This window comes from Microbacterium aurum (genome assembly GCF_016907815.1).
Lineage (GTDB): Bacteria > Actinomycetota > Actinomycetes > Actinomycetales > Microbacteriaceae > Microbacterium > Microbacterium aurum.
This window is the reverse complement of sequence record NZ_JAFBCQ010000001.1, coordinates 3,030,639-3,051,343: the sequence shown is the minus strand read 5'-3', so window position 1 is coordinate 3,051,343 and position 20,705 is coordinate 3,030,639. Positions and strand designations below refer to the sequence as shown.

Annotated in this window: 17 protein-coding genes; 7 read left to right on the top strand and 10 right to left on the bottom strand. The window is 69.3% G+C overall.

The features are described from left to right. Positions 1-2 precede the first annotated feature (2 nt). Together rfbB and rfbA are read right to left on the bottom strand one after the other, a co-directional pair. Positions 3-1,001, bottom strand: a complete 999-nt coding sequence (gene rfbB, locus JOD60_RS14995; RefSeq protein ID WP_076691412.1) for a dTDP-glucose 4,6-dehydratase — start codon at positions 999-1,001, stop codon at positions 3-5. Further along, on the bottom strand, positions 1,001-1,870 hold the full coding sequence (gene rfbA / locus JOD60_RS14990) for a glucose-1-phosphate thymidylyltransferase RfbA (protein WP_076691411.1): 870 nt from the start codon (positions 1,868-1,870) through the stop codon (positions 1,001-1,003). The genes rfbB and rfbA overlap by 1 nt, the downstream gene beginning before the upstream one ends. 83 nt (positions 1,871-1,953) lie before the next feature. Between rfbA and JOD60_RS14985 the strand changes: the two genes are divergently transcribed. The 3 genes from JOD60_RS14985 to JOD60_RS14975 all read left to right on the top strand — a co-directional run bounded on the left by JOD60_RS14985 (position 1,954) and on the right by JOD60_RS14975 (position 5,245). Next, positions 1,954-2,748 carry an ABC transporter permease gene (locus JOD60_RS14985; RefSeq protein WP_076691410.1) on the top strand — a complete coding sequence of 265 codons (795 nt, stop codon included), beginning with the start codon at positions 1,954-1,956 and terminating at the stop codon, positions 2,746-2,748. Further along, positions 2,748-3,488: an ABC transporter ATP-binding protein gene (locus JOD60_RS14980; RefSeq protein ID WP_076691409.1), complete on the top strand. Its 741-nt coding sequence runs from the start codon at positions 2,748-2,750 to the stop codon at positions 3,486-3,488. The genes JOD60_RS14985 and JOD60_RS14980 overlap by 1 nt, the downstream gene beginning before the upstream one ends. Positions 3,489-4,021: 533 nt before the next feature. After that, the gene (locus tag JOD60_RS14975) at positions 4,022-5,245 is read left to right on the top strand and encodes an IS256 family transposase (protein ID WP_076688550.1); all 1,224 of its coding nucleotides are present in this window, start codon (positions 4,022-4,024) and stop codon (positions 5,243-5,245) included. Between the two features lie 52 nt (positions 5,246-5,297). Here the strand turns inward: JOD60_RS14975 and JOD60_RS17240 are convergent, their stop codons facing one another. From JOD60_RS17240 to JOD60_RS14935, 8 genes are all read right to left on the bottom strand, one after another. After that, positions 5,298-7,268, bottom strand: coding sequence for an S-layer homology domain-containing protein (locus JOD60_RS17240; RefSeq protein ID WP_157127962.1), 1,971 nt, complete (start codon positions 7,266-7,268; stop codon positions 5,298-5,300). Between the two features lie 184 nt (positions 7,269-7,452). After that, complete coding sequence (locus tag JOD60_RS14965; RefSeq protein WP_076689818.1) at positions 7,453-8,970, bottom strand: IS1634 family transposase; 1,518 nt, start codon at positions 8,968-8,970, stop codon at positions 7,453-7,455. Between the two features lie 90 nt (positions 8,971-9,060). Next, positions 9,061-9,396, bottom strand: coding sequence for a hypothetical protein (locus JOD60_RS14960; RefSeq protein WP_157127961.1), 336 nt, complete (start codon positions 9,394-9,396; stop codon positions 9,061-9,063). A gap of 197 nt (positions 9,397-9,593) precedes the next feature. Then, positions 9,594-10,589, bottom strand: a complete 996-nt coding sequence (locus tag JOD60_RS14955) for a glycosyltransferase family 2 protein (RefSeq protein ID WP_076691406.1) — start codon at positions 10,587-10,589, stop codon at positions 9,594-9,596. A 185-nt stretch (positions 10,590-10,774) separates the two neighbouring features. Then, entirely contained in the window at positions 10,775-11,155 is a 381-nt protein-coding gene (locus JOD60_RS14950) for a type II toxin-antitoxin system VapC family toxin (protein ID WP_076691405.1), read from the bottom strand. Beyond that, positions 11,152-11,409: a ribbon-helix-helix domain-containing protein gene (locus JOD60_RS14945; protein ID WP_036285596.1), complete on the bottom strand. Its 258-nt coding sequence runs from the start codon at positions 11,407-11,409 to the stop codon at positions 11,152-11,154. The genes JOD60_RS14950 and JOD60_RS14945 overlap by 4 nt, the downstream gene beginning before the upstream one ends. 46 nt (positions 11,410-11,455) lie before the next feature. Further along, positions 11,456-12,796: an O-antigen ligase family protein gene (locus JOD60_RS14940; protein ID WP_232321633.1), complete on the bottom strand. Its 1,341-nt coding sequence runs from the start codon at positions 12,794-12,796 to the stop codon at positions 11,456-11,458. Then, the gene (locus tag JOD60_RS14935; protein ID WP_076691404.1) at positions 12,793-14,199 is read right to left on the bottom strand and encodes an O-antigen ligase family protein; all 1,407 of its coding nucleotides are present in this window, start codon (positions 14,197-14,199) and stop codon (positions 12,793-12,795) included. The genes JOD60_RS14940 and JOD60_RS14935 overlap by 4 nt, the downstream gene beginning before the upstream one ends. An 81-nt stretch (positions 14,200-14,280) precedes the next feature. Here JOD60_RS14935 and manA point away from each other — a divergent pair, with 81 nt between their 5' ends. The 4 genes from manA (at position 14,281) to JOD60_RS14915 (ending at position 20,680) form a co-directional block, all read left to right on the top strand. Further along, a complete protein-coding gene (gene manA / locus JOD60_RS14930) occupies positions 14,281-15,480 on the top strand; it encodes a mannose-6-phosphate isomerase, class I (RefSeq protein ID WP_076691403.1) in 1,200 nt (399 codons plus the stop codon). 188 nt (positions 15,481-15,668) lie between these two features. After that, positions 15,669-15,986 carry a WhiB family transcriptional regulator gene (locus JOD60_RS14925; RefSeq protein ID WP_076691402.1) on the top strand — a complete coding sequence of 106 codons (318 nt, stop codon included), beginning with the start codon at positions 15,669-15,671 and terminating at the stop codon, positions 15,984-15,986. A gap of 216 nt (positions 15,987-16,202) precedes the next feature. Then, positions 16,203-19,022: a glycosyltransferase gene (locus tag JOD60_RS14920; protein ID WP_076691401.1), complete on the top strand. Its 2,820-nt coding sequence runs from the start codon at positions 16,203-16,205 to the stop codon at positions 19,020-19,022. Continuing rightward, positions 19,019-20,680, top strand: a complete 1,662-nt coding sequence (locus JOD60_RS14915; RefSeq protein ID WP_232321632.1) for a DUF5719 family protein — start codon at positions 19,019-19,021, stop codon at positions 20,678-20,680. Before JOD60_RS14920 ends, JOD60_RS14915 begins: the two co-directional genes overlap by 4 nt. The last annotated feature ends 25 nt before the right edge of the window (positions 20,681-20,705 follow it).

Below are 20,705 nucleotides of genomic sequence, written 5' to 3'. Positions count from 1 at the left end.
GGTCACTGCCCCTTCGACGCGTAGAACGCCTCGACGCCGTCCTTGTCTGCGGCCCACCACGCCTCGTTCGCCTTGTACCAGTCGATCGTCGCGGCAAGCCCAGCCTCGAAATCGCGGTACTGCGGCTGCCAGCCGAGCTCAGCGCGCAGCTTCGTCGAGTCGATCGCGTAGCGCAGGTCGTGGCCCGCGCGGTCAGTGACGTGGTCGTAGGCGTCGGCCGGCTGGCCCATGAGCTCGAGGATCAGCTCAACGACGGTCTTGTTGTCCTTCTCGCCGTCCGCGCCGATGAGGTACGTCTCACCGATGGCACCCTTGTCGAGGATCGTGAGGACGGCGGACGAGTGATCGTCGGCGTGGATCCAGTCGCGGACGTTCTCGCCCTTGCCGTAGAGCTTGGGACGGATGCCGCGGATCACGTTCGTGATCTGGCGAGGGATGAACTTCTCCACATGCTGGTAGGGGCCGTAGTTGTTCGAGCAGTTCGAGATCGTCGCCTGCACCCCGAAGGAACGCACCCAGGCGCGCACGAGCAGGTCGGAGCCCGCCTTCGTGCTGCTGTACGGGGACGACGGGTTGTACGGAGTGTTCTCGGTGAACCGTTCGGGATCATCCAACTCCAGGTCGCCGTAGACCTCGTCGGTCGAGATGTGATGCAGGCGAGTGCCATGCTTCCGGGCCGCCTCGAGCAGCGTGTACGTCCCGATGATGTTGGTGTCGAGGAACGGGCGCGGATCATTCAGCGAGTTGTCGTTGTGCGACTCCGCGGCGTAGTGGACGACAGCATCCGCGTCGGCGAAGAGTCCGTCGACGAGGGTCGCGTCGGCGATGTCGCCTTCGACGAACGTCAGCCGATCCTCGGGTAGTCCGTCGAGGGATGCCCGGTTACCGGCGTAGGTGAGCTTGTCGAGCACGGTGACGTGATCGTCGGTGTGCTCGATGACGTGGTGGACGAAGTTCGAGCCGATGAAGCCGGCACCACCGGTGACGAGCAATCTGCGCATCAGAGGCCTCTCTCCAGGACATTGAGCAGATAGGAGCCGTAGCCGGACTTGACGAGCGTCTCGGCGCGTTCGCGCAATCCGTCGTCGGTGAGGAAGCCCTGACGCCATGCGACTTCCTCGGGCACGCCAATCGACATGCCGGTGCGTCGCTGCATCGTGCGTACGTACTCCGCGGCATCCGTCATCTGGTCGAAGGTCCCGGTATCGAGCCACGCCGTGCCGCGGGGAAGTACCTCCACCCGCAGTTTGCCGCGATCAAGGTACGCCCGGTTGATGTCGGTGATCTCGTACTCCCCGCGCGGGCTCGGCTGCAGGCCGCGCGCGATCTCGATGACATCGTTGTCGTAGAAGTAGAGACCGGGGACCGCATAGTTGCTCTTGGGTTGAGACGGCTTCTCCTCGAGCGAGACCGCGCGTCCGGTGCTGTCGAACTCGACCACGCCATATGCGGTCGGCTCACTGACCCAGTAGGCGAAGATGGCGCCGCCGTCGACATCGGCGTACTGCTTGAGCTGGCGGCCCAGGCTCGGTCCGTATAGCAGGTTGTCCCCCAAGACCAGCGCGACCTTCTCGTCCCCGATGAAGTCAGCACCGATGGTGAACGCCTGGGCGAGGCCATCTGGTGACGGCTGCTGGGCGAATGACAGCCGGATTCCGAACTGCGAGCCATCCCCCAGAAGTCGTTCGAAGAACGGCGCATCATGCGGTGTCGTGATGACGAGGATGTCGTCGATGCCCGCGAGCATGAGCGTCGACAGCGGGTAGTAGACCATCGGTTTGTCGTACACCGGGATGAGTTGCTTCGAGACGCCTAGGGTGACCGGATGCAATCGCGTGCCCGAACCGCCGGCGAGGATGATGCCTTTCACCAGGCCATCGTGACATAGGAAACCTGGCGTCCCCGTGTTCCAAGGCGAGCTGTGTCTCGGGTGCGTCTCATAGACTCATTCCCGTGACCACCGCCGTCGTCGGCGCTCCAGGCTCGGCCCGGCGCTACCTCCACTCGCTGTGGTTGCTGTCGGCCCGTGACCTGCGGGTCCGCTACGCGACGAGCGCGCTCGGATACCTCTGGTCGGTGCTCGATCCGCTCGTGATGAGCATCATCTACTGGTTCGTCTTCACGCAGGTGTTCCAGCGCGGCGATATCGGAGCGCAGCCGTACATCGTGTTCCTCATCTCCGGACTCCTCCCATGGGTGTGGTTCAACTCCGCCGTCACCGACTTCACACGCGCCTTCAACAAAGACGCCCGCCTCGTCCGGTCGACGGCGATCCCGCGCTCGATCTGGGTCAACCGCATCGTCTTCAGCAAAGGCGTCGAATTCCTCTTCTCGCTCCCGGTGCTCGCGCTCTTCGCGATCTTCGCCGGCGCCACCGTTGGCTGGGGGCTGCTGCTTCTTCCGATCGCCGTTCTCCTGCAGGTCATCCTGCTCGTGGGGCTCGGCCTGCTCGTCGCTCCCCTCTGCGTGCTCTGGAGCGACCTTGAGCGCACGACGCGCCTCATCCTCCGCGCCCTCTTCTACGCCACTCCGATCATCTACGGCGTCGCCGACCTTCCCGGCGTTTTCCGCGATCTCGCGGTCTTCAATCCCCTTGCCGGCATCTTCACGCTCTATCGGGTCGGGCTGTTCCCGCAGGAGTGGGACACGCTCGCTGTGGGCGTCGGGGCCGCCATGAGCGTCGGCATCCTGGCCCTCGGCATCCTCGTCTTCCGCCGCCTCGAGTCCGCCGTGATGAAGGAGCTGTGATGGGCTCCGACATCGCCATTCGCGTCGATGGGCTCGGCGTCCGCTTCCGCCGCAACCGGCGCGGCCGACGGAGTCTCAAGGACCTGTTCGCGGGCTCGACGCGCCGCAATCGCCCGGGGGAGTTCTGGGCACTCCGTGGCGTCAGCTTCGACGTCACGCACGGCGAAGCGATCGGGGTGGTCGGCCGTAACGGCCAGGGCAAGTCCACGTTGCTCAAGCTCGTCGCCGGTGTTCTGCTCCCCGACGAAGGCGGCGTCGACGTGCGCGGGGGAGTGGCGCCGCTTATCGAAATCACCGGTGGGTTCGTCGGCGACCTCACGGTGCGCGAGAACGTCCGTCTCACGGCCGGGCTGCACGGGATGTCCAAGGCCGAGGTTTCGCGTCGCTTCGACGACATCATCGCCTTCGCCGAGATCGCCGATTTCGTCGACATGCCCTACAAGCACCTCTCCAACGGCATGAAGGTGCGGCTGGCGTTCTCCGTCGTGTCGCAGCTCGACGAGCCGATCCTTCTCGTCGACGAGGTGCTCGCCGTCGGCGACAAGGCATTCCGCGAGAAGTGCTACCGCCGCATCGACGAACTGCTCGCCGAAGGCCGCACCCTCTTCTTCGTCAGCCATAACGAGAAGGACCTGCGCCGCTTCTGCACGCGCGGTCTGTATCTCGACAAGGGCGCGCTGAGGCTGGATGCCTCGATCAGCGACGTCCTCGACGCGTACAACGCGGACTACAACGGCTGATGTTGCGCCCTCGCGGACGCGACTGTCCGCTATCAGCGGCAACCCTCCCGCAGTGCGTAGCCCACAGCGGGAGATTTGGTAACGCCGCGCGCGTGACGTGCGGCGACGTCACTCATGGCTGTGGATGATCGCGCCGTTGTGGCTAGATGGTTCCAACTTCGCGTGCTACTACACCTGACGCCAGCGCAGCCGGGCATCCGTCGATGAGACGCTGCACCGCACGAGGACTCCGCCGGACGTGTACCCGTACCAACCAGAGACCGCAACAGAGCAAAATGCTCCGGCGGTGACCGCGCCTTGAATGAGGGGTTTCGGCGGCGGAGCGCATGTGTTGCCGGCGAGCGGTGTTGTGCCACCCGTTTCCGCCCGATAGATGAACGCGGCCATCTCGGAACGGGTCACATTCTGGGGTGACGTCCCCTGGGGTGGTGGGTTTTCCGGCAGGGTCGTCGGCGTCGTAGACGTTGGTGAGCCATCGTGCGATGGTCAGTGAGTACCGATCAAAGTCACTCACAGGAAGACACAAACGCACGATGGCTCTTAACCAGTCTGCCCTCCTCGAGCTCCTCGGGGAACTGAAACTCACCGATGTCACCGACCGGATCCGAGTCGCGACCGAGACGCTCTATCAGGAGCTGATCGACGCGGAAGCGGCGGCGTTCATCGGCGCCGCCCCGTATGAGCGCACCGAGGGCCGCGTCGCGGTCCGCAACGGCTCCAGGCCCCGCACCCTGTCGACGACAGCCGGGGATCTGGAGCTGCGGATCCCGAAGCTGCGGGCCGGGTCCTTCTTCCCGTCGCTGCTGGAACGCCGCCGGAGGGTCGATCAGGCGTTGTTCGCGGTCGTGATGGAGGCCTACGTCCACGGCGTCTCGACCCGCAAGGTCGACGACCTCGTCAAGGCGCTGGGCGCGGACACCGGCATCTCCAAGTCGGAGGTGTCGCGGATCTGCGGCAACCTCGACGAGGACGTCGCGGCGTTCCGGGACCGGCCCCTCGCCGACAGCGCCTACCCGTACGTGTTCCTCGACGCGACCTATTGCAAGGCCCGGGTCGGCCGGCGGGTGGTCTCGCAGGCGGTCGTCGTTGCCGTGGGAGTCGCGGCCGACGGGCGGCGGGAGGTGCTCGGCTTCGAGGTCGGAGACACCGAGTCGCAGCCGTTCTGGACCACGTTCCTGCGCTCGTTGAAGGCGCGTGGGCTGGACGGGGTGAAGCTCGTGATCAGCGACGCGCACACCGGGCTGATCGCAGCGATCGAGACCGTGTTCGTCGGCTCCGCCTGGCAACGCTGCCGAGTGCATTTCATGCGGAACGTGCTCGCCAACGTCCCGAAGACGGCTGGCCCGATGGTCGCGTCGATCATCCGCACGATCTTCGCGCAGCCGGACACGGAGCACGTGTTCGCGCAGTTCCACGAGGTCGTCCGCATGCTCGCCAGGTCGCATCCGAAGGTCGCGGACATGCTCGAGGACGCCAAGAACGACATCCTCGCGTTCTGCGGATTCCCGCAGCAGCACTGGCGGCAGATCTGGTCCACGAACCCGCTCGAACGCGTCAACAAGGAGATCAAACGCCGCACCGACGTCGTCGGAACCTTCCCCAACCCCGCCGCGCTACTGCGCCTGGCCGGGCACGTCCTCATCGAGCAACACGACGAATGGGACGGCGCCGACCGCCGCTACTTCAGCGAACACTCCATGAAGCTCCTGCAAGTCGAAGCAGAGGAGGTCGCGATCCCCGAACTCGCTGCGGCATAATCACAGAAGCTGACCCGCACGGTGTCGAGAAACTCCACCAACCAGCGGGACGTCACCCATTCTGGAACGGACGATACTCATGGCAGCCGTGGCCAGTGTCCCAGCCGGTGGAGATGCCTTCAGACGCCAACCACAGGATCTCATTCGCGAACACGGTCGACCCCGTCACATCGGTGAAGGGACTGATTGTTGTGGCGAGACTCGGGGGCCGGTAGTAGCGATGCAGGAACGCCGCCATCACGTCGCGCGAGGTCGCGGCGAACGGGCGGAACTCCACGCCACCGGGCGTCTCCCATCCCCGGGAGATGCCCGTGCTCGCCAGCCACGCGATCTGCTTGTAAAAAACGAAGTCCGTGGACACATCCAGGAACGGCGAAACGTTCGGAGGAACGTAAGACGGTTCGCCAGCTAGACGGTACAGGAAGGTTGCCATCTCTCCGCGGAGTATCTCTGCGTTGGGACGAAACTCGTGTCGCCCGGGAGAGACCTCCCACCCTTGCGTGATCCCCTTGCCCGCGAGCCAGTTCACTTCCTTCTCGAACGAGTGTCCGGGCATGTCAGTGAACAGTCGAGGGGTAGAGGGCTCGGCGTAGCCAGCCGGCGTGATGCTGCCGTCGGTGTTGGCATGCACGCCGCCAGATGAGAGAGAAATCGGGGTTGCCTCGCCGAGTGATCCCCGTTTATCCCACCACTGCTCACGCGTGTCGGTCCCCGTGGTCGCAAAGTCGCTCTCGAAGCCGACCGTGTAGGTTCCGGCAGGGACTGCGAGCGCGAACGAGGTGGTACCGTTCTGATTCGCGTCGAAGCGGGCGCCATCGTCAGGGAGGCGAACCCACTGGTCGCCGATCCGCTCGTAGAAGAGCGCGCTGCCCAGTACGTTATCAATCGGCGACTGGCTGAAGCCTGCGGTGGTCATCGTGCCGGAGATCCTGGCGTTGACGGGGCGCGCCGTCAGCGTCATTTCCGTGAGTTCCTCGCCAGTCTTGACTGTGAACGTGCTTTCATCACCGTTGCGGAGGTACTGCGCCGACCACGGAGTGCTCTGACTACTCGTCTCATCCCAGGTCGAGCTGGTGACAGCGATGCGGTAAGTGCCCGGTGCGAGACCTGCGAAGTCGAAGCTGTAGCTGTCCTCGGAGATATCGCCGCCCCAACCGGAGTACATGGTGAGACCGTCGTCGCTCATCAGGTAGGTGCCGTAGCTCGGTACATCGTCCGGGACCGCGTTCTGCAGGGCGGTGATATCGATCGAGCCAGCCAGGCGAGCTCCGTAATCGAGCTCCACATCGATGTTGGCTACGTCGCCATCTCGGGTGGATACCGGGGTGGCGGCATCTACGGTTCTGGAGTTGTCGTAGTACTCAGAGGCGAGCCGAGGCTGTGAGTATGCGGCGCCGTTCCAGTACCCACTCGCGGAGAACCAGATTCGATGCTCACCAGCGGGAAGCCTCTCGAGCGTGTAGGCCCCAGTCGCAGGATCGATGGTTGAACCACCTCCGATTGATTGACCGTCTGCCCCGACCGCAGAAACATGAACCTCCCGGAGCAACTCTGAAGGGGCGCCCTCTGGAAGGGAGACGACGCCCGAGATTGCCGTCCCCTCCGCCAGAAACGCGTCCACTCCCGCCGCATCGGTCATCGTCACATCTACGGCTGTCGCTCCGTCGCGAGTCAACGAATCCGGGTAATACTCCGAGACGAGGTTGGGGGTGAACTGTGTTCCTTCCTCGTAGACGGCATTTACGGCGAACTGGAGCACGTACTTACCCGCCGACAGGCCAGCAATCGTGTACCGACCTGTCGTCGGGTCCACGGAGGCGCTGCCAAAGCCGCCATCGTTGTTGGATGCGACTACATAGATCCCTCGCCGCCAACCAGGGTCAATGCCATCAGGGAGCGAGACTGTGCCGGAAATCGAACGTCCTCGAGTAAGGAGTGCGTCGACCCCGGTCGCGTTCGCCGTAGTGACGTCCACCAGTCGCGCGGAGTTGTAGTCGGTGACGTTGTCGTAGTACTCGGACACGAGGTTCGGCGACACCGAGGCAGAACCGTCCCAGTAAGGGCTGACGTTGAAGCGCAACCTGTACGAATCAGGACTGAGCCCAGAGATGATGTACGCGCCCGAACCTGGATCCACAGCGGCGTAGCCCGACGAGGCGCCCGAGGCCGAGGAGGCGGCGACAGATATGCCCCTGGATCGTGTCAGTTTAGTGCCCCACGCCCGGCCGGAGTGCGGCGATGATGTCGGCGGCTTCCCCCGTTGGCGGGGTGGTCGCGGTGAGTTCGTGTCCGTCGATGGTGATCGTGACGTCACGCAGCGGGCGCAGCGCGCGGACGATACGGCGGACCGTCACGCCGGTGGTCTTGTAGAGGTGCCGGCTGATCGCGAGAGCGCAGAACACGACGGTGAGGTGCGCGTGGATCGAGTCCGCGGTCGACGCGAACATCGGCCTCGCCCGCAGGTCGGTCTTTGCCATCCGGAACGTCGCCTCGACCTGGAACAGGTCATGGTAGGCCGCCACGATCTCTGCAGCGGAAGCCGTCGCGGTGCTGAGGTTGGTGACGTACCCCTTGAGGCCGATGTATTCGCGGGCCTTCTCGACTCTTGCCCAGTTCACGCCGGGCTTGGTGCCGAGGGTGACGAACCGGTCCTTCTTCGCCGGGCGGGTGCCGGCAGCGATCTGCTCGGCGCGTTCGATCTGCTTGTTCAACGTGATGTTGTCGCGGATCTTCCGCTTGTGGGAGTACTGCCACACCACTCGCCGCTCCCGCGCGTTCACACCCGCACCCATGGTTCGGGTGGTCTCGACCGTCTCCCCATCGGTGACGATGTTCCCGACGGTCGCGTAGTGCTCGGCGAGATCGTATGGCGCGGAGGAGGTGCGGGAGCCGACGATGAAACCGAACCCGGCGTCCTCCAGCCGGTTCAGGTTCGCTGCGGACAGCATGCCGGCGTCCGCGACGACCACGACCTCGGTCGCGGAGTGACGTTCGCGGAACTGGTCGAGGACGGGCAGCAGGGTGAGAGTCTCGCCCCTGTTGCCCGCGAACTCGTGGACTTCGAGGGGGAACCCGCCCTGGTCCACGAGGAGGCCGACGAGGATCTGCGGGTCGACGCGGCGCTCTTTGCTCATCCCGACCTTGCGGAGCTTGTCTTCACGCTCCGCCTCGAAGTAGAGGGTGGTGACGTCGTAGAGCACGACGGTGAGCGGGCCAGATCGGGTCGCATGCGCGTAGGCTGCGGCGGCGATCTTCGACCGCCAGTCCTGCTCAACGCTGCGGGCGAGGGTCCGCCACACGGTCGACAGCGACGGCGCACCCGGGACACCGAGCTCGTCCCACACCCGCAGCGTGTCCGCCTTGCTGGTCGGCTCGACGACGCGGGCCAGGACCAGCTTCTTGAATGTGTCGTTGCCGACCGCGTCGAACCCGAGACGGGCGTAGGCGTCCTCGAGGACATCCCACAACAACCTGGACCTCGACCCGGTCACCGTCGGCGCGGTCGTGGCCGGCGGCGTCGCGCCCAGCCCGTCCAGATCGAACGGGACATGCCCGGCCAGCTCCGCGATCCGCTCCCGCGCGATCGCGACCAGCACCGCGAGCTGCTCATCGTCGTGCGCGGAGCCGAGGTGCTCCACGATCGTCCGCACACCACGGGTCTTCGACGCGATCTGCACCGCCGTCGCACCCGACGCGGTGCGCACCTTCCGCACGAACCACCCCACCGAGCGAGTCTAGATCGACGCCGTTAGTGCCCCGCACGAGGCACCAACACCCCCGGAAAATCAAGCCTCAACGATCCTCAACCCGCGAAATCACCCGACGGTGACACGATCCAGGTTGTAGTCGGTGACGTTGTCGTAGTACTCGGACACGAGGTTCGGCGACACCGAGGCAGAACCGTCCCAGTAAGGGCTGACGTTGAAGCGCAACCTGTACGAATCAGGACTGAGCCCAGAGATGATGTACGCGCCCGAACCTGGATCCACAGCGGCGTAGCCCGACGAGGCGCCCGAGGCCGAGGAGGCGGCGACAGATATGCCACGTAGCCAGGCCCCGTCGGCGTCGGCGGGGATTGTCACTCTTCCCGCGATCGACATACCTTCGACGGCGGAGGCAGGAGCGGGGCTCACCGCGGCGATCGAAAGCATCGTCGCGAAGGAGACGATAGCTGAGACGAGTGCGTGAACGCGACGATGCGTGTGAGATGAAACCAACGTGGTCTCCAGTCAGATTCCCCAGAAAGCCGACCTGGCAATCAGAGCAAACGTACCAGGCTCACCAGGACCTGAGGGTCCTGAGTAGGCCCCGTGATAGTGGAGGAGAGCGCGCTGCGGGGGATCGTGACTTACGTGCCCGCCGGCACCAGCGCCGGCATCGGCTTCCAGTCGCGGTCGCGGGCGATGGTGCCGCCGTCGCGCAGGCCGCGGAACAGGTTCGACATGCCGCGCGCCTTCCGCTCGACGAACAGCAACCGGATGACCTCCTTGCCGAAGGTCAGCGCCGTGCCGAGCGCGAACGAGACGGGGTGGTAGACCCCGAGCGCCCGGTAGTACTGCTTGATGTGCGCGCGGTTACGCATGATGTAGTACCGGTAGGCGTCGCTCGACGCGTTCATGTGGCGGATGCCCATGTCCCACTGCTTGATCTCGCGAGTGCGGCGCAGCACGAACTCGTCGACGATCACCGACGTCGTCACCCGCGACGCGAGCCAGCCGTACGTCTGATCGTCCCAGTAGATGAAGAACCGGGGGTCCGGCAGGCCGATCTGCCCGACGACATCGCGGTGGATGAACATCCCCTCGAAGCAGCCGGAGTTCATCTCCTTGTACCCCGACTCGTCGAATCCGCTCGGCGCGAAGGGAATGGGGATGCCGAGGCGCTCGGCCACCCGGTACTGCCAGTAGAACTCGCTGCCGTCGAAGTCGTAGCGCCGTCCCTGGATCGACCGGAACCGCGGCGCCCACTTGCCCATCTTCGCCAGGCCATCGGGCACGACCTCGACGTCGTCGTCCATCAGCCAGATCCACGTCGAGCCCAGCTCGTACGCGACCCGCATCCCCTCGCTGAAGCCGCCCGACCCGCCGGTGTTCGTGTCGAGACGCCGGTAGACGATCTCGGTGCCGATCGAATCGCGGAACGACTCCACGACGTCGGTCGTGTCGTCGGTCGACGCGTTGTCGATGATGACGACATGCCCGGGCTTCGGATCCATCGCCGCGATGCTCGTCAGAAGGCGCGTCAACAGCCCGGAACGGTTGAAGGTGACGATCGTGATCGTCGCGCTCGACGGCGCAAACTGCTCGTTCTGAGCCGCGTCGGGGCGCGAAGAAGTGAGTGTCATGACCGGACCATCCTATCCCGGCGCCCTGTGAGAGCCTGAGCCCAAGATCTGCGCGAACGCGCAGAACTGGATGCCGAGACCCGCCGCAGCTGGCTCCAGCATTCTGAATCTGCACGATCGTGCCGACCGCATCCGCTTGGTCGCGCGCACTCTCGCCCACCGCCGCCAGCCGGCGGCGTGAGCGGTCAGGGGCGAAACGGCGGCTGGAGGCCCTCGAACATCGGGAAGTGTCTGGTGTTCAGTGTCGCCACCGTCGCTCCGACCGTGTCTGCCGTCCCTGCGATCAGATAGTCGCCCAGGGAGATGCCTTGGTGGCTGCGTCGGAACTCCCGCTGCAGATCGCCAGCGCGCGCCGCGATGACCTCGCTCACCGGTATCGCGGGCAGCGCTGACAGCAGCGCGCGCACGGCTGTGCGCTCAGCCGAGCGCATGCCGCCCATGATCTCCGCGACGGTCGCGACGCTGATCGCGAGATCCTCATCGGCAGCAACACGCCGGAGCCACGCGTGAGCGCTTGTGGAGCCTCGGAGATGGGCGATGAGCACGTCGGTGTCGACGATGATCACACGGTGTCCTGTCGCAGTCGCTCGAGCCACTGCTCGCGCTCGCTCCCTGCGCGTGCGGGCACAGACAGCTCCGGGGCCGCACCCGCCGACGCGTCGATGGCCGCGAGGAGAAGGTTTCGCCGATCCGCGCCTGTGTCGAGCGCACGGTCGATGAGTCGACGGATGATCTCCGCCCTCGACGTCCCCTCTGCGTCGGCGAGCCTGTCGAGAGCGCGGGTCTGGCGCTCCTCCAGGTAGATGTTCGTGCGCCGCATACACCAGATCATACGCCGCGATCCGCGTCGCTGGCGGCGCGAGGGGCTACCGCGGCAGCGAGAACGACCCCGTCGGGACATCGCCGGTCAGCCGGGCGCGCCACGACCGCGACTGCCCGGCCCGCACCGCGCACAGGCACAGCAGCATCCACCCCACCCCGAACAACGCGACCGACTCGAACACGCTCGTCACCGCGAGCGCCACGAGCATCAGCGGCGTCCACGCATAGACGATCGAGCGCCGCTGGCTCGCGGTCATCCACGACCGCACAAGCGCCACGCCCCCGAGCGCGCACAGCAGCAGCAGGCCCGCCCACCCCAGCTGCAGCAGCACGTCGACGTAGGCGTTCAGCGCCGTCGTGTGATGCTGCCCCAGCAGCTGATTGATCGTGAAGAACGGCTGCTCGTCGACCTCCCACGGCCCGAACCAGCCCCAGCCCTGCACCGGCCGCTTCGACGTGTAGAACCCCGCCAGCGACCACAGTCGCGTCCGCATCGACAGGTCGTCGGTCGCTCCGAGCGCGTCGAGGATCCGCGCGCGCTGCACGTACCCCGCGACGGATGCCGCGGCCACCACCGCCGCGAGCGACCACTGCACCGCGCGGCGTCGCTCCGCCGGCACGGCGCGCACCAGCATGAGCACCGCCGTCGCCGTGCCCACCGCCACCGCGAGCACGAGGACGGTCGGCGACGCCGACAGCAGACCGAGCGCGGCCGCCAGCGTCAGCGACGCGGCCGCCGTCCCCGGCCGCACCGACTGCGTGCGCATCTCCACCGCGAAGGTGATCATCGCGACCACCGTGATGATCCCCAGCATGTTGCGGGTGCCGAAGATCCCCTGGATGGGGCCGAGCGCCGCGATGTTCCCCTGGATCCCGAGGAACTTCAGCGGCACGTCCAGCAGAATGCCGGAGAGCACCTCGAGCCCGAGTGAGAGCCCCAGCGCGGCGCGGAGCACATCGCCGAGCGCCCGCACCGTCTGCAGCGTGTCGCGGATATGCCCGATCGTCACCGCCAGCAGCGCCACCGCCGCCATCGCGGTCCACCGCCCGAGGCTCGTGAACGGGTCGGAGCTCCAGAACACGCTCGCGAACGCCCACGCCACCAGCAGCAGCAGCGTCGTCGGCACGAGGCGCAGCAGCGAGATCTCCTCACGCCGCGCCCAGAGGATGCCGAGGGCGAACACGCACAGTCCCGCCACGACCGCGCGCAGCGTCACGATCCCCGCCAGCCGTTCGATCAGGTGCGACCCCACGAGCGCCGCGAACGTCGTCAGCGTGAACGCTCGCGCGAAATCGGCCGACCCCAAGAGCCGCCGCACCGCACCGCTCGCGTCGCGGCCGCGACCGGCGTCGCGGGGGCCGGTGCCGGCGGCATCCGCCGTCATCGCGCCATCCGTGCGAGCTCGCCCTGCTCGCCGACCAGGCGCTGCTCGGACGGTCCGCGACCGACGAGCGGCGCCTGCTTGATCTTGAACGCCAGCATGATGACGAAGAACCAGCCCCACCCGAGCAGCGGCCCCGACTCGGCGAGCCCCTGCACGAGCAGAATCGCCGCGACGAGCGTCGGCAGCAGCGTCACCGCCGAGTACGGCCGGTCGGCCACGAGGTCCCACCGGGGCCGGTCCACGGCGAAGAACCACGACCGCCAGACGTACGCCAGGAACGTCAGCGCGACCAGGACCAGCCCGATGATCCCCAGCTGGAAGTACACGTCCAGCCACATGTTGTGCGCCTGCATGACGGTCTCGCCGTGGTCGGTGATCCAGCCGTCGAAGAACGGATCGCTCGGCACCCACGGTGTGGAGAAGCCCCAGCCGATCACCGGGCGCTCGGCCGCCTTCTGCGCGACGACCTCCCAGATCCCCTCCCGCCCGGTGAGGTCGGACGACCGCCCCAGCACCGAGAAGATGCGCTCGCGCAGCAGCCACAGGGCCGTGAGCCCACCGATGCCGACGACGGCATATGCCACGTAATACCGGGTGCGCTCGCCGGCGCGCCGGGTCGTCCGCATGAGCAGCGCCGTGGTGAGCACGACGACGACCGCCACCGCGGCCAGCCACGCCGTCGCCGATCCCGCCCGCACGAACAGGAACGCCGCCAGCGCGAACCACGCCACGAGGAGGCTCCGCCTGGGGGCCCGCGACGCGAACCGGATGGCGAAGACGATCATGCCGAGCAACGCCGCATAGGCGAGCGGGTTGGCGTTGCCGAACAGCCCCTGCAGCCGTCCGCCGTCGAACAGGTTGTCGCGCACCCAGTACACGATCGGGTCGTACCGGGTGCTGGGGTCGGGTCGGACGAACCCCGGCAGCATCGGGCCGTGCCAGAAGAGCGACACCCACAGCTCGAGCAGGAGCGACAGGGCGAGGATCCACTTCAGCGCCGACGCGATCGCCCGCACGAGTTCGCGCCAGGTCAGCACCGACCCCACGAACATCGCCTGCACGGTCGTCGTGAGAAGCAGCAGCAGCGTCAGCGTCGTCGCCGACGGATACGCCGTCCACAGCAGCGATGCGACCGCCCACACGACGTACAGCACCGCGAACCACGGCAGGCGCCGCCACTGCACCTCGGGGCGCAGCACCAGCCACAGGACGATCGAGACGATCCCCGAGCCGAACGCGACGACGCCCGCGCCGACGGTGCCGAACGCCATCAACCAGGAGGTGCCCGCGATCGCTGCGGTGATGACGAAGATGCACCAGCCGCGCAACAGGATGTGGCCCGTCTTCTCCCGGATCGGCGCGGACGGCGGCGCCGCGACGGGATGCTTCGTGTGGACGGCCATGGTGTGATCAGGGTATCGCGCGCACCCGTGCCCGACCGGGCGCCGCCGGGACCGTTCTCGGAGCGGTTCTAGGCTGGTCGCATGCTGATCCCGATCTCCAACACCCCGCGCGACTACTCCTGGGGATCGGTCGATCTCATCCCCGCGCTGGAGGGGCGCGAGCCCACCGGGCGCCCCGAGGCCGAGGTCTGGTACGGCGACCATCCCGGCTGCCCCTCCGTCGTCGCCGGCGGGTCGGGACAGACCCTCGACGAGGCCCTCGCCGCCGCCGGCGAGCAGCCGCTGCCGTTCCTGCTGAAGGTGCTGGCGGCGGCATCCTCGCTGTCGATCCAGGCGCACCCGACGATCGCGCAGGCCCGCGAGAGCTTCGCACGCGAAGAGGATGCCGGGGTGCCGCGCGACGCCGCGGATCGCCTCTATCGCGACGCCAACCACAAGCCGGAGATCATCGTCGCGCTCAGCGACGAGTTCCGCGCGCTCGTCGGGATCCGCCCGCTCGACGACACCCGGCGCCTCGTGGCGGCGCTGGGGGAGGGGCCCGCCCGCGCCGCGCTGATGCAGCGGCTCGGGGCGCCTGTCGGTGCGGAGGGCGCCGACGGTGCGGCGACGGGGGCGGATGCCGCGGCCCCGGCATCCGTCGTCCGCGATCTGCTGGCGTGGGCGCTCACCGACGCCGATGCCGACCTCGTCGCGGACCTCGTCCGGGCGCTCGAGCGCGCCGACAGCGATGAGTTCGCCGAGGAGATCGCCACGCTGCGCGCCGCGGCCGCCGACTTCCCCGGCGACCCGGGCCTCATCGTCGCGCTGCTGATGAACCTCGTGATCCTCCGGCCCGGTCAGGCGCTCTTCGCCCCCGCCGGCGTGCTGCACGCCTACCAGTCGGGGCTCGGCGTCGAGCTCATGGCGGCCAGCGACAACGTCCTCCGCGGCGGACTGACCCCCAAGCACGTCGACGTGCCCGAGCTCATGCGCGTGGTCGACGTCGCAACCGGGCCCGCCCCGCTCGTCGTGCCGCAGGAGATCGCGCCGGGCGTCCGCGAGTACGCCCCGCCGGTCAGCGACTTCGCGCTCACGGCCGTCACCGTCACCGCCGACCAGCCGGTCACGGTGGCGCTGCGGGGCCCCGCGATCGTCTTGGCGACGGCGGGCGAGGTCGAGGTGCGCACCGCGGATGCCGTGGTCTCGCTCGTTCCCGGCGCCGCCGTGTACGTCGGGCGCGAAGACCGGGTCGAAGTCTCCGGCGCCGGCGCCGTCTTCGTCGCGCAGCCCGGTCGCGCGTAGGGGCCCTCGCGCGGATCTTGCGCGGATCTCCCGCCGGGTTTCCACCGGCGACACGCCGGGCGGGGCGCGGGTGAAGGTTCAATCCGGCCTTGAGGGTTTACGATCCGCGACTTGACCGCGGCGAATGACAAGGGTGTAATTATCCCAACACGCGCACCAGCGCCAGCCGAAAACGTGGGGAGAACGATATGACGGGTTACCGCTCCGGCGTCCCCGACAACTGGTTCGTCGACCCGGTCAATCTCGGCGTCCCGGGAGTCCGTCGCCCCTCCGCTGTCGATGAGGACAGCGCCCTGGCGTGGCAGGCCGATGCGCTGTGCGCACAGACCGACCCCGAGGCGTTTTTCCCCGAGAAGGGCGGATCGACCCGCGACGCGAAGCGCATCTGCACATCGTGCGACGTCCGTGGCGAATGCCTCGAGTACGCCCTGCAGAACGACGAGCGCTTCGGCATCTGGGGTGGCCTCAGCGAGCGCGAGCGCCGCAAGCTCAAGCGCCGCGCCTGACCCGCGGGGCGTTGGGGCGTTTCGTCTCGGTCGCTGGCGCTCCCTCGCTCAACGACCGTTGGGGTTCGGCGCGTTCCGCACCCGCCTCGGTCGTTGAGCGAGCGAGGAACGAGCGAGACGAAACGGGGTTCCCCAGCCCCGCCGAGTGGGCTCGATCTGGAGACTCGCGGCCGATCTGCGCGGTGCCGGCGAGGCCCCGCCTAGGCTGACGACGTCATGCCCGCCCGAGTACACGCGCTGCTGGTCGTGCGCCCCGAGGGGCGCGTGGCCGCAGATATCCACCTCCGACGCACGCTCGACGCGCTCGCCGCGCAGACCCGCCCGGCCGATGTGCTCACGATCGTGCTGTGCGGCGCGCACGCGACCGACCGCACCCTCGCCCAGATCGCGGGGGAGTCGGGCGCCGAGGGGGTCATCACCGCCGACCGCGGCACCTCCTTCGCCGAGGCGCTGAGTCTCGCCAGCCGCCGCATCGACGGCGACGCGGTGTGGTTGCTCTCGCAGGAGACGACCCCCGCCCCCGATGCCCTGCTTCGCCTGGTCGGCGCGCTGGAGACCTCCCCGTCGGTCGCCCTGGCCGCCCCCAAGCTCGTCCGCGCCGACGACAACGACCGCATCGTCTCCCTCGGCGTATCGTTGTCCCGCGGTGGCCGCACCGTCGGTCTCGCCGACGGCGAGCACGACCAGGGCCAGCACGACACGGGCGATGACGTCCTCGGCGTCGATGTCCGCGGCATCCTGATCCGCGCCGACGCGTGGACGGCGCTGCACGGTCTCGACACCGCCCTCGCCGGCGCCGACGAAGGGCTCGACCTCGGCATCCGCGCGCGTCTGCGCGGCGGCCGTGTCGTGCTCGCGCCGCAGGCGCTCGTCGCGATCGCCGGCGCGCACGCCTCGGCATCCGACCCCGCCCACCCCGGCATGCGCGAGACATACGCCCAGCGCACTGCGCAACTGCACCGCCGCCTCGTGTACGCGCCGGCGTGGGCGGTCGTGCTGCACTGGCTGTCGTACCTGCCGCTCGCCCTCGTCCGCACGATCGGGATGCTGCTGGCCAAGCAGCCCGGCGACATCCTGCCCGAATGGGGCGCCACCCTCACCGTCATGGCGCGCCCGGCCGCCGTCGCCCGCGCGCGTCGCGGCATCCGCACCGGACGCGCCGTGTCGTGGGCGCAGCTCGCCCCGCTGCGGGTGACCTCCGCGCAGCTGCGACAGCGCCTCGACGACGATGTGGTCGAGGGTCCCGGTCGCGGAGAGCTGCGTTTCTTCTCCGGCGGCGGAGCCTGGATCGTGCTCGGCGCCCTGCTCGTGTCGGTCGTGGCGTTCCTGTCGCTGCTGGCCTGGCCGGTCCTCGCCGGCGGTGCGCTCGCGCCGCTGCGGGCGACCCTCGCGCAGTTGTGGGCCGATGCCGCCTACGGCGCCCGCCCGCTCGGCTGGGCGACCATCGGCCCCGCCGATCCCTTCAGCGCCGTCGTCGCCGTGCTCGGCTCGCTGTGGCCGGCGGCGCCTTCGCGGGTCATCGTCGTGCTGTGGGTGCTCGCCCTGCCGCTGTCGGCCCTCGGCGGCTGGTTCGCCGCGACGCGCTTCACCGGCCGCGGCGTCGTCCGCGCCGCCGTCGCGATCGGGTGGGCGCTCGCGCCGAGCCTGCTGGACGCGCTCGTCACGGGGCGCCCTACGGACGTCATCGCGCACCTGCTGCTGCCGTGGCTGCTGTGGACCGCCGCCGTCGCGCACCGCTCCTGGAGCTCGGCCGCGGTGGGATCCATCGCCGCCGTCGGCGTCGTCGCCGCGGCCCCCTCGCTGGCACCGGCGCTCATCGTGCTGTGGATCATCGCGATCATCCTCACCGCGGGCCTCGGCCACGGCCGCGGGCTCGCGCGCGTGATCTGGCTCATCGTCCCGGCGGCGGTCGTCTTCGCCCCGATGATCTGGCACCGCCTCAGCACCGGCGACCCGTGGGCGCTGCTCGCCGACCCCGGCGTGCCGCTCGCGGGCGACGCCTCCACGGACCTCGTGCGCCGGCTGCTGCTCGGCCTCGGCTTCCCCTCCGGCGACGCGAGCCGCTGGGGTGAGCTGATCGGCCCCGGCGCGGCGTGGATGCCGCTCCTCGTCGTCCCGGTGCTGATCCTCGCGGTCGCGGCACCCGTCGTCGCGCGCATCGTCCCCGCCGCGGTCACCCTATTCGCGGCGCTCCTCGGACTCGGCACCGCATCCATCGCCATCGGCATCACCGTGACGACGGATGCCGCCGCGTCGATCGTCCTGTCGCCGGCCCCCGCGCTCAGCCTCTTCTGGCTCGGAGCCCTCGCCGCCGCCGCGCTCACGCTCGACGCGATCCCCGACGCCGCGCGCGTGCGCGCTCCCCTCGCGGCCCTCGTCATGGCGACGCTCGCCGTGAGCGCCGTCCCCGCGCTGACCGCCCTGCCGCGCGGCACGTCCGCCCTCACCGAGGGGGCGACGAGCACGCTGCCCGCCTACGTGGAGGCCGAGGGGCGCGCGGGGCTGCGCAACGCGACATTCGTCATGACCCCGGCATCCGACGGCGCCGTCATCGTCGACGTCGTGTGGGGGGAGACCTCCGCGCTCGGCGGGCAGTCGACCCTGCGGTCGGCACGGCTCGAGGCGGACGCGGGCGATGAGGATGCCGCGAGCCTCGCCGCGGCGCTCATCGCCGACCCGTCGGGCAGCGCCGTGACCGACCTCGCCGACCACGGCGTCGCGTTCGTCCTCCTCGGGACCGAACCCGGCGGCGACAGCGACGCCGCCCGCGCCGTCCGCATCCAGGCGGAGACCGCGCTCAACCAGCGCGACGATCTCGAGATCGTGGGCGATACGGGCAAGGGCAAGCTGTGGCGCATCACGGCGCCGATCACCGACCGGGCGGATGCCGCGACGCCCGCGACCTCGCCGATCGCGCTTCTGCAGCTCGGTGCCGTCGCGATCGCGCTGCTGCTGGCGATCCCCACCCGGCGCTCGCTCGCCGACAGCCGCCGCCGCTCCCGCATCGTCGGCGCCCGGAAGGGAGACGCGGCATGACCGATCCACGCTCCGACGCCCGCCACGAGGTGGGGGAGCCCGCCGGGGACGCCGTGCCCGGGGACGCCGTGGCGGGCGTCTCGCCCGACGCCGCCGTGGCGGCCGCCGGTGCCTCGGCTGACGGGGCGCCGGCTGTGGCGGGCACCGTCTCGGCCGACGACGCCGCGGCCGCGCGGGCAGGAACGGCCCCCGCCGCCTCCGCCGAGGCACCGGTGCGCCCGGCGCCCGCGCCCCGGCATCCGTCCGGCAGATTCGGGCCGGTGCGGCTCGGGATCGGCCTGGTGGTTGCCGTCGTGGCCGCCTCGCTCGGCGTGAGCGTCGCGGTGCTGCCGGTGTCGGGCCTCCTGCCCGCCGCGGCCGGCGACCGTGCCGCGGTCGAGCTGGCCGCGCTGCCGCCGGCGGGACCGTCGATCGCGACCTGCGCCGGACCGGTGCTCGCGGCCGGGCGCGACACCGCCAACGCGTCGATGCTCGCCGACGCGGCACCCCAGGCGCTCACCGACGGCGCGGCCGGGGGCGTCGCTCCCGAGACCACCACGCTCCGAGCGCCCGACGTCGCCGACGGCGCCGGCCCCACCGTCCTCACCGTCCCGCCGACCGACGGGGCCGTGACCGATCTGGCCGCTGCAGGCTCGGCGACGGTCGCGGCATCCGACCTCAGCGGCTTCGCCGCCTCGGCCTGCACGCGCGCCGCGATGGAGTCGTGGATCGTCGCGGGATCGGCCACGACCGGCGCCGCCGACCTCGTCGTGCTGGCGAATCCCGGCGACGTCGCGGCGCGGGTGACGATCACCGTCTACGGCGCGACCGGCCCCGCGGTTCCCGCCGCAGGCGCCGGGATCGTCGTCGCGGCCGGCACCCAGCGCGTCGTCCCGCTGGCCGCCCTCGCCCTCGGCGAGGAGAACCCCATTCTGCAGATCACCGCCGCGGAGGCACCGGTACGCGCGTCGCTGCAGGCGAGCCTCACCCGCATCCTCGTGCCGGGCGGGCTCGACCAGGTCGGCGCCAGCGCCGTGCCGACGGAGCAGATCGTCATTCCCGGCGTGCCCGTCGTCACCGCTCCCGGCACCGCCGGCGAGAGCGACGTCGTGACATCGCTGCGCCTGCTCGCCCCGGCCGCCGACGCCAACGCGTCGGTCGTGATCCTGCGGAACGGCGGGGCCGGCGGCGCTACCTCACAGCCGCAGGACGTCGCCCTCACCGCCGGGATTCCGCTGCAGCTCGACCTGTCGGGGCTCGAGGTCGGCACCTACACGGTGGTCGTGACGGCGAGCGCGCCCGTCACCGGCGCGGTGCGCGCGGCATCCGGCTTCGGGGCCGGCAGCGACTTCGGCTGGTTCGCGGCGGCGGACGAGGTGACGGCGCCGGCACTGGTCGCCGTCGCCGACGGTCCCGTCCCGCAGCTGACGCTCGCGTCCACCTCCGACACGGCGCAGACCGTGGGGCTCACCGGCATCGACGGCGAGCGGACCGACGTGACCGTGCCCGCCGGAGGGAGTGTCACCGTCCCGGTGACCGCCGGTGCGGTGTACCGCATCGAGCCCGGCGACGACGGCATCCGGGCGGCCGTCACCTACGCCACCGGCGGCGCCGTGGCGGGGTACCCCGTGCCCGCGGGGGATGCCGCGGCATCCGCCATCACCGTCTACCCCCGCTGAACCGTCTCCCCGCGCTGGGCGCCGC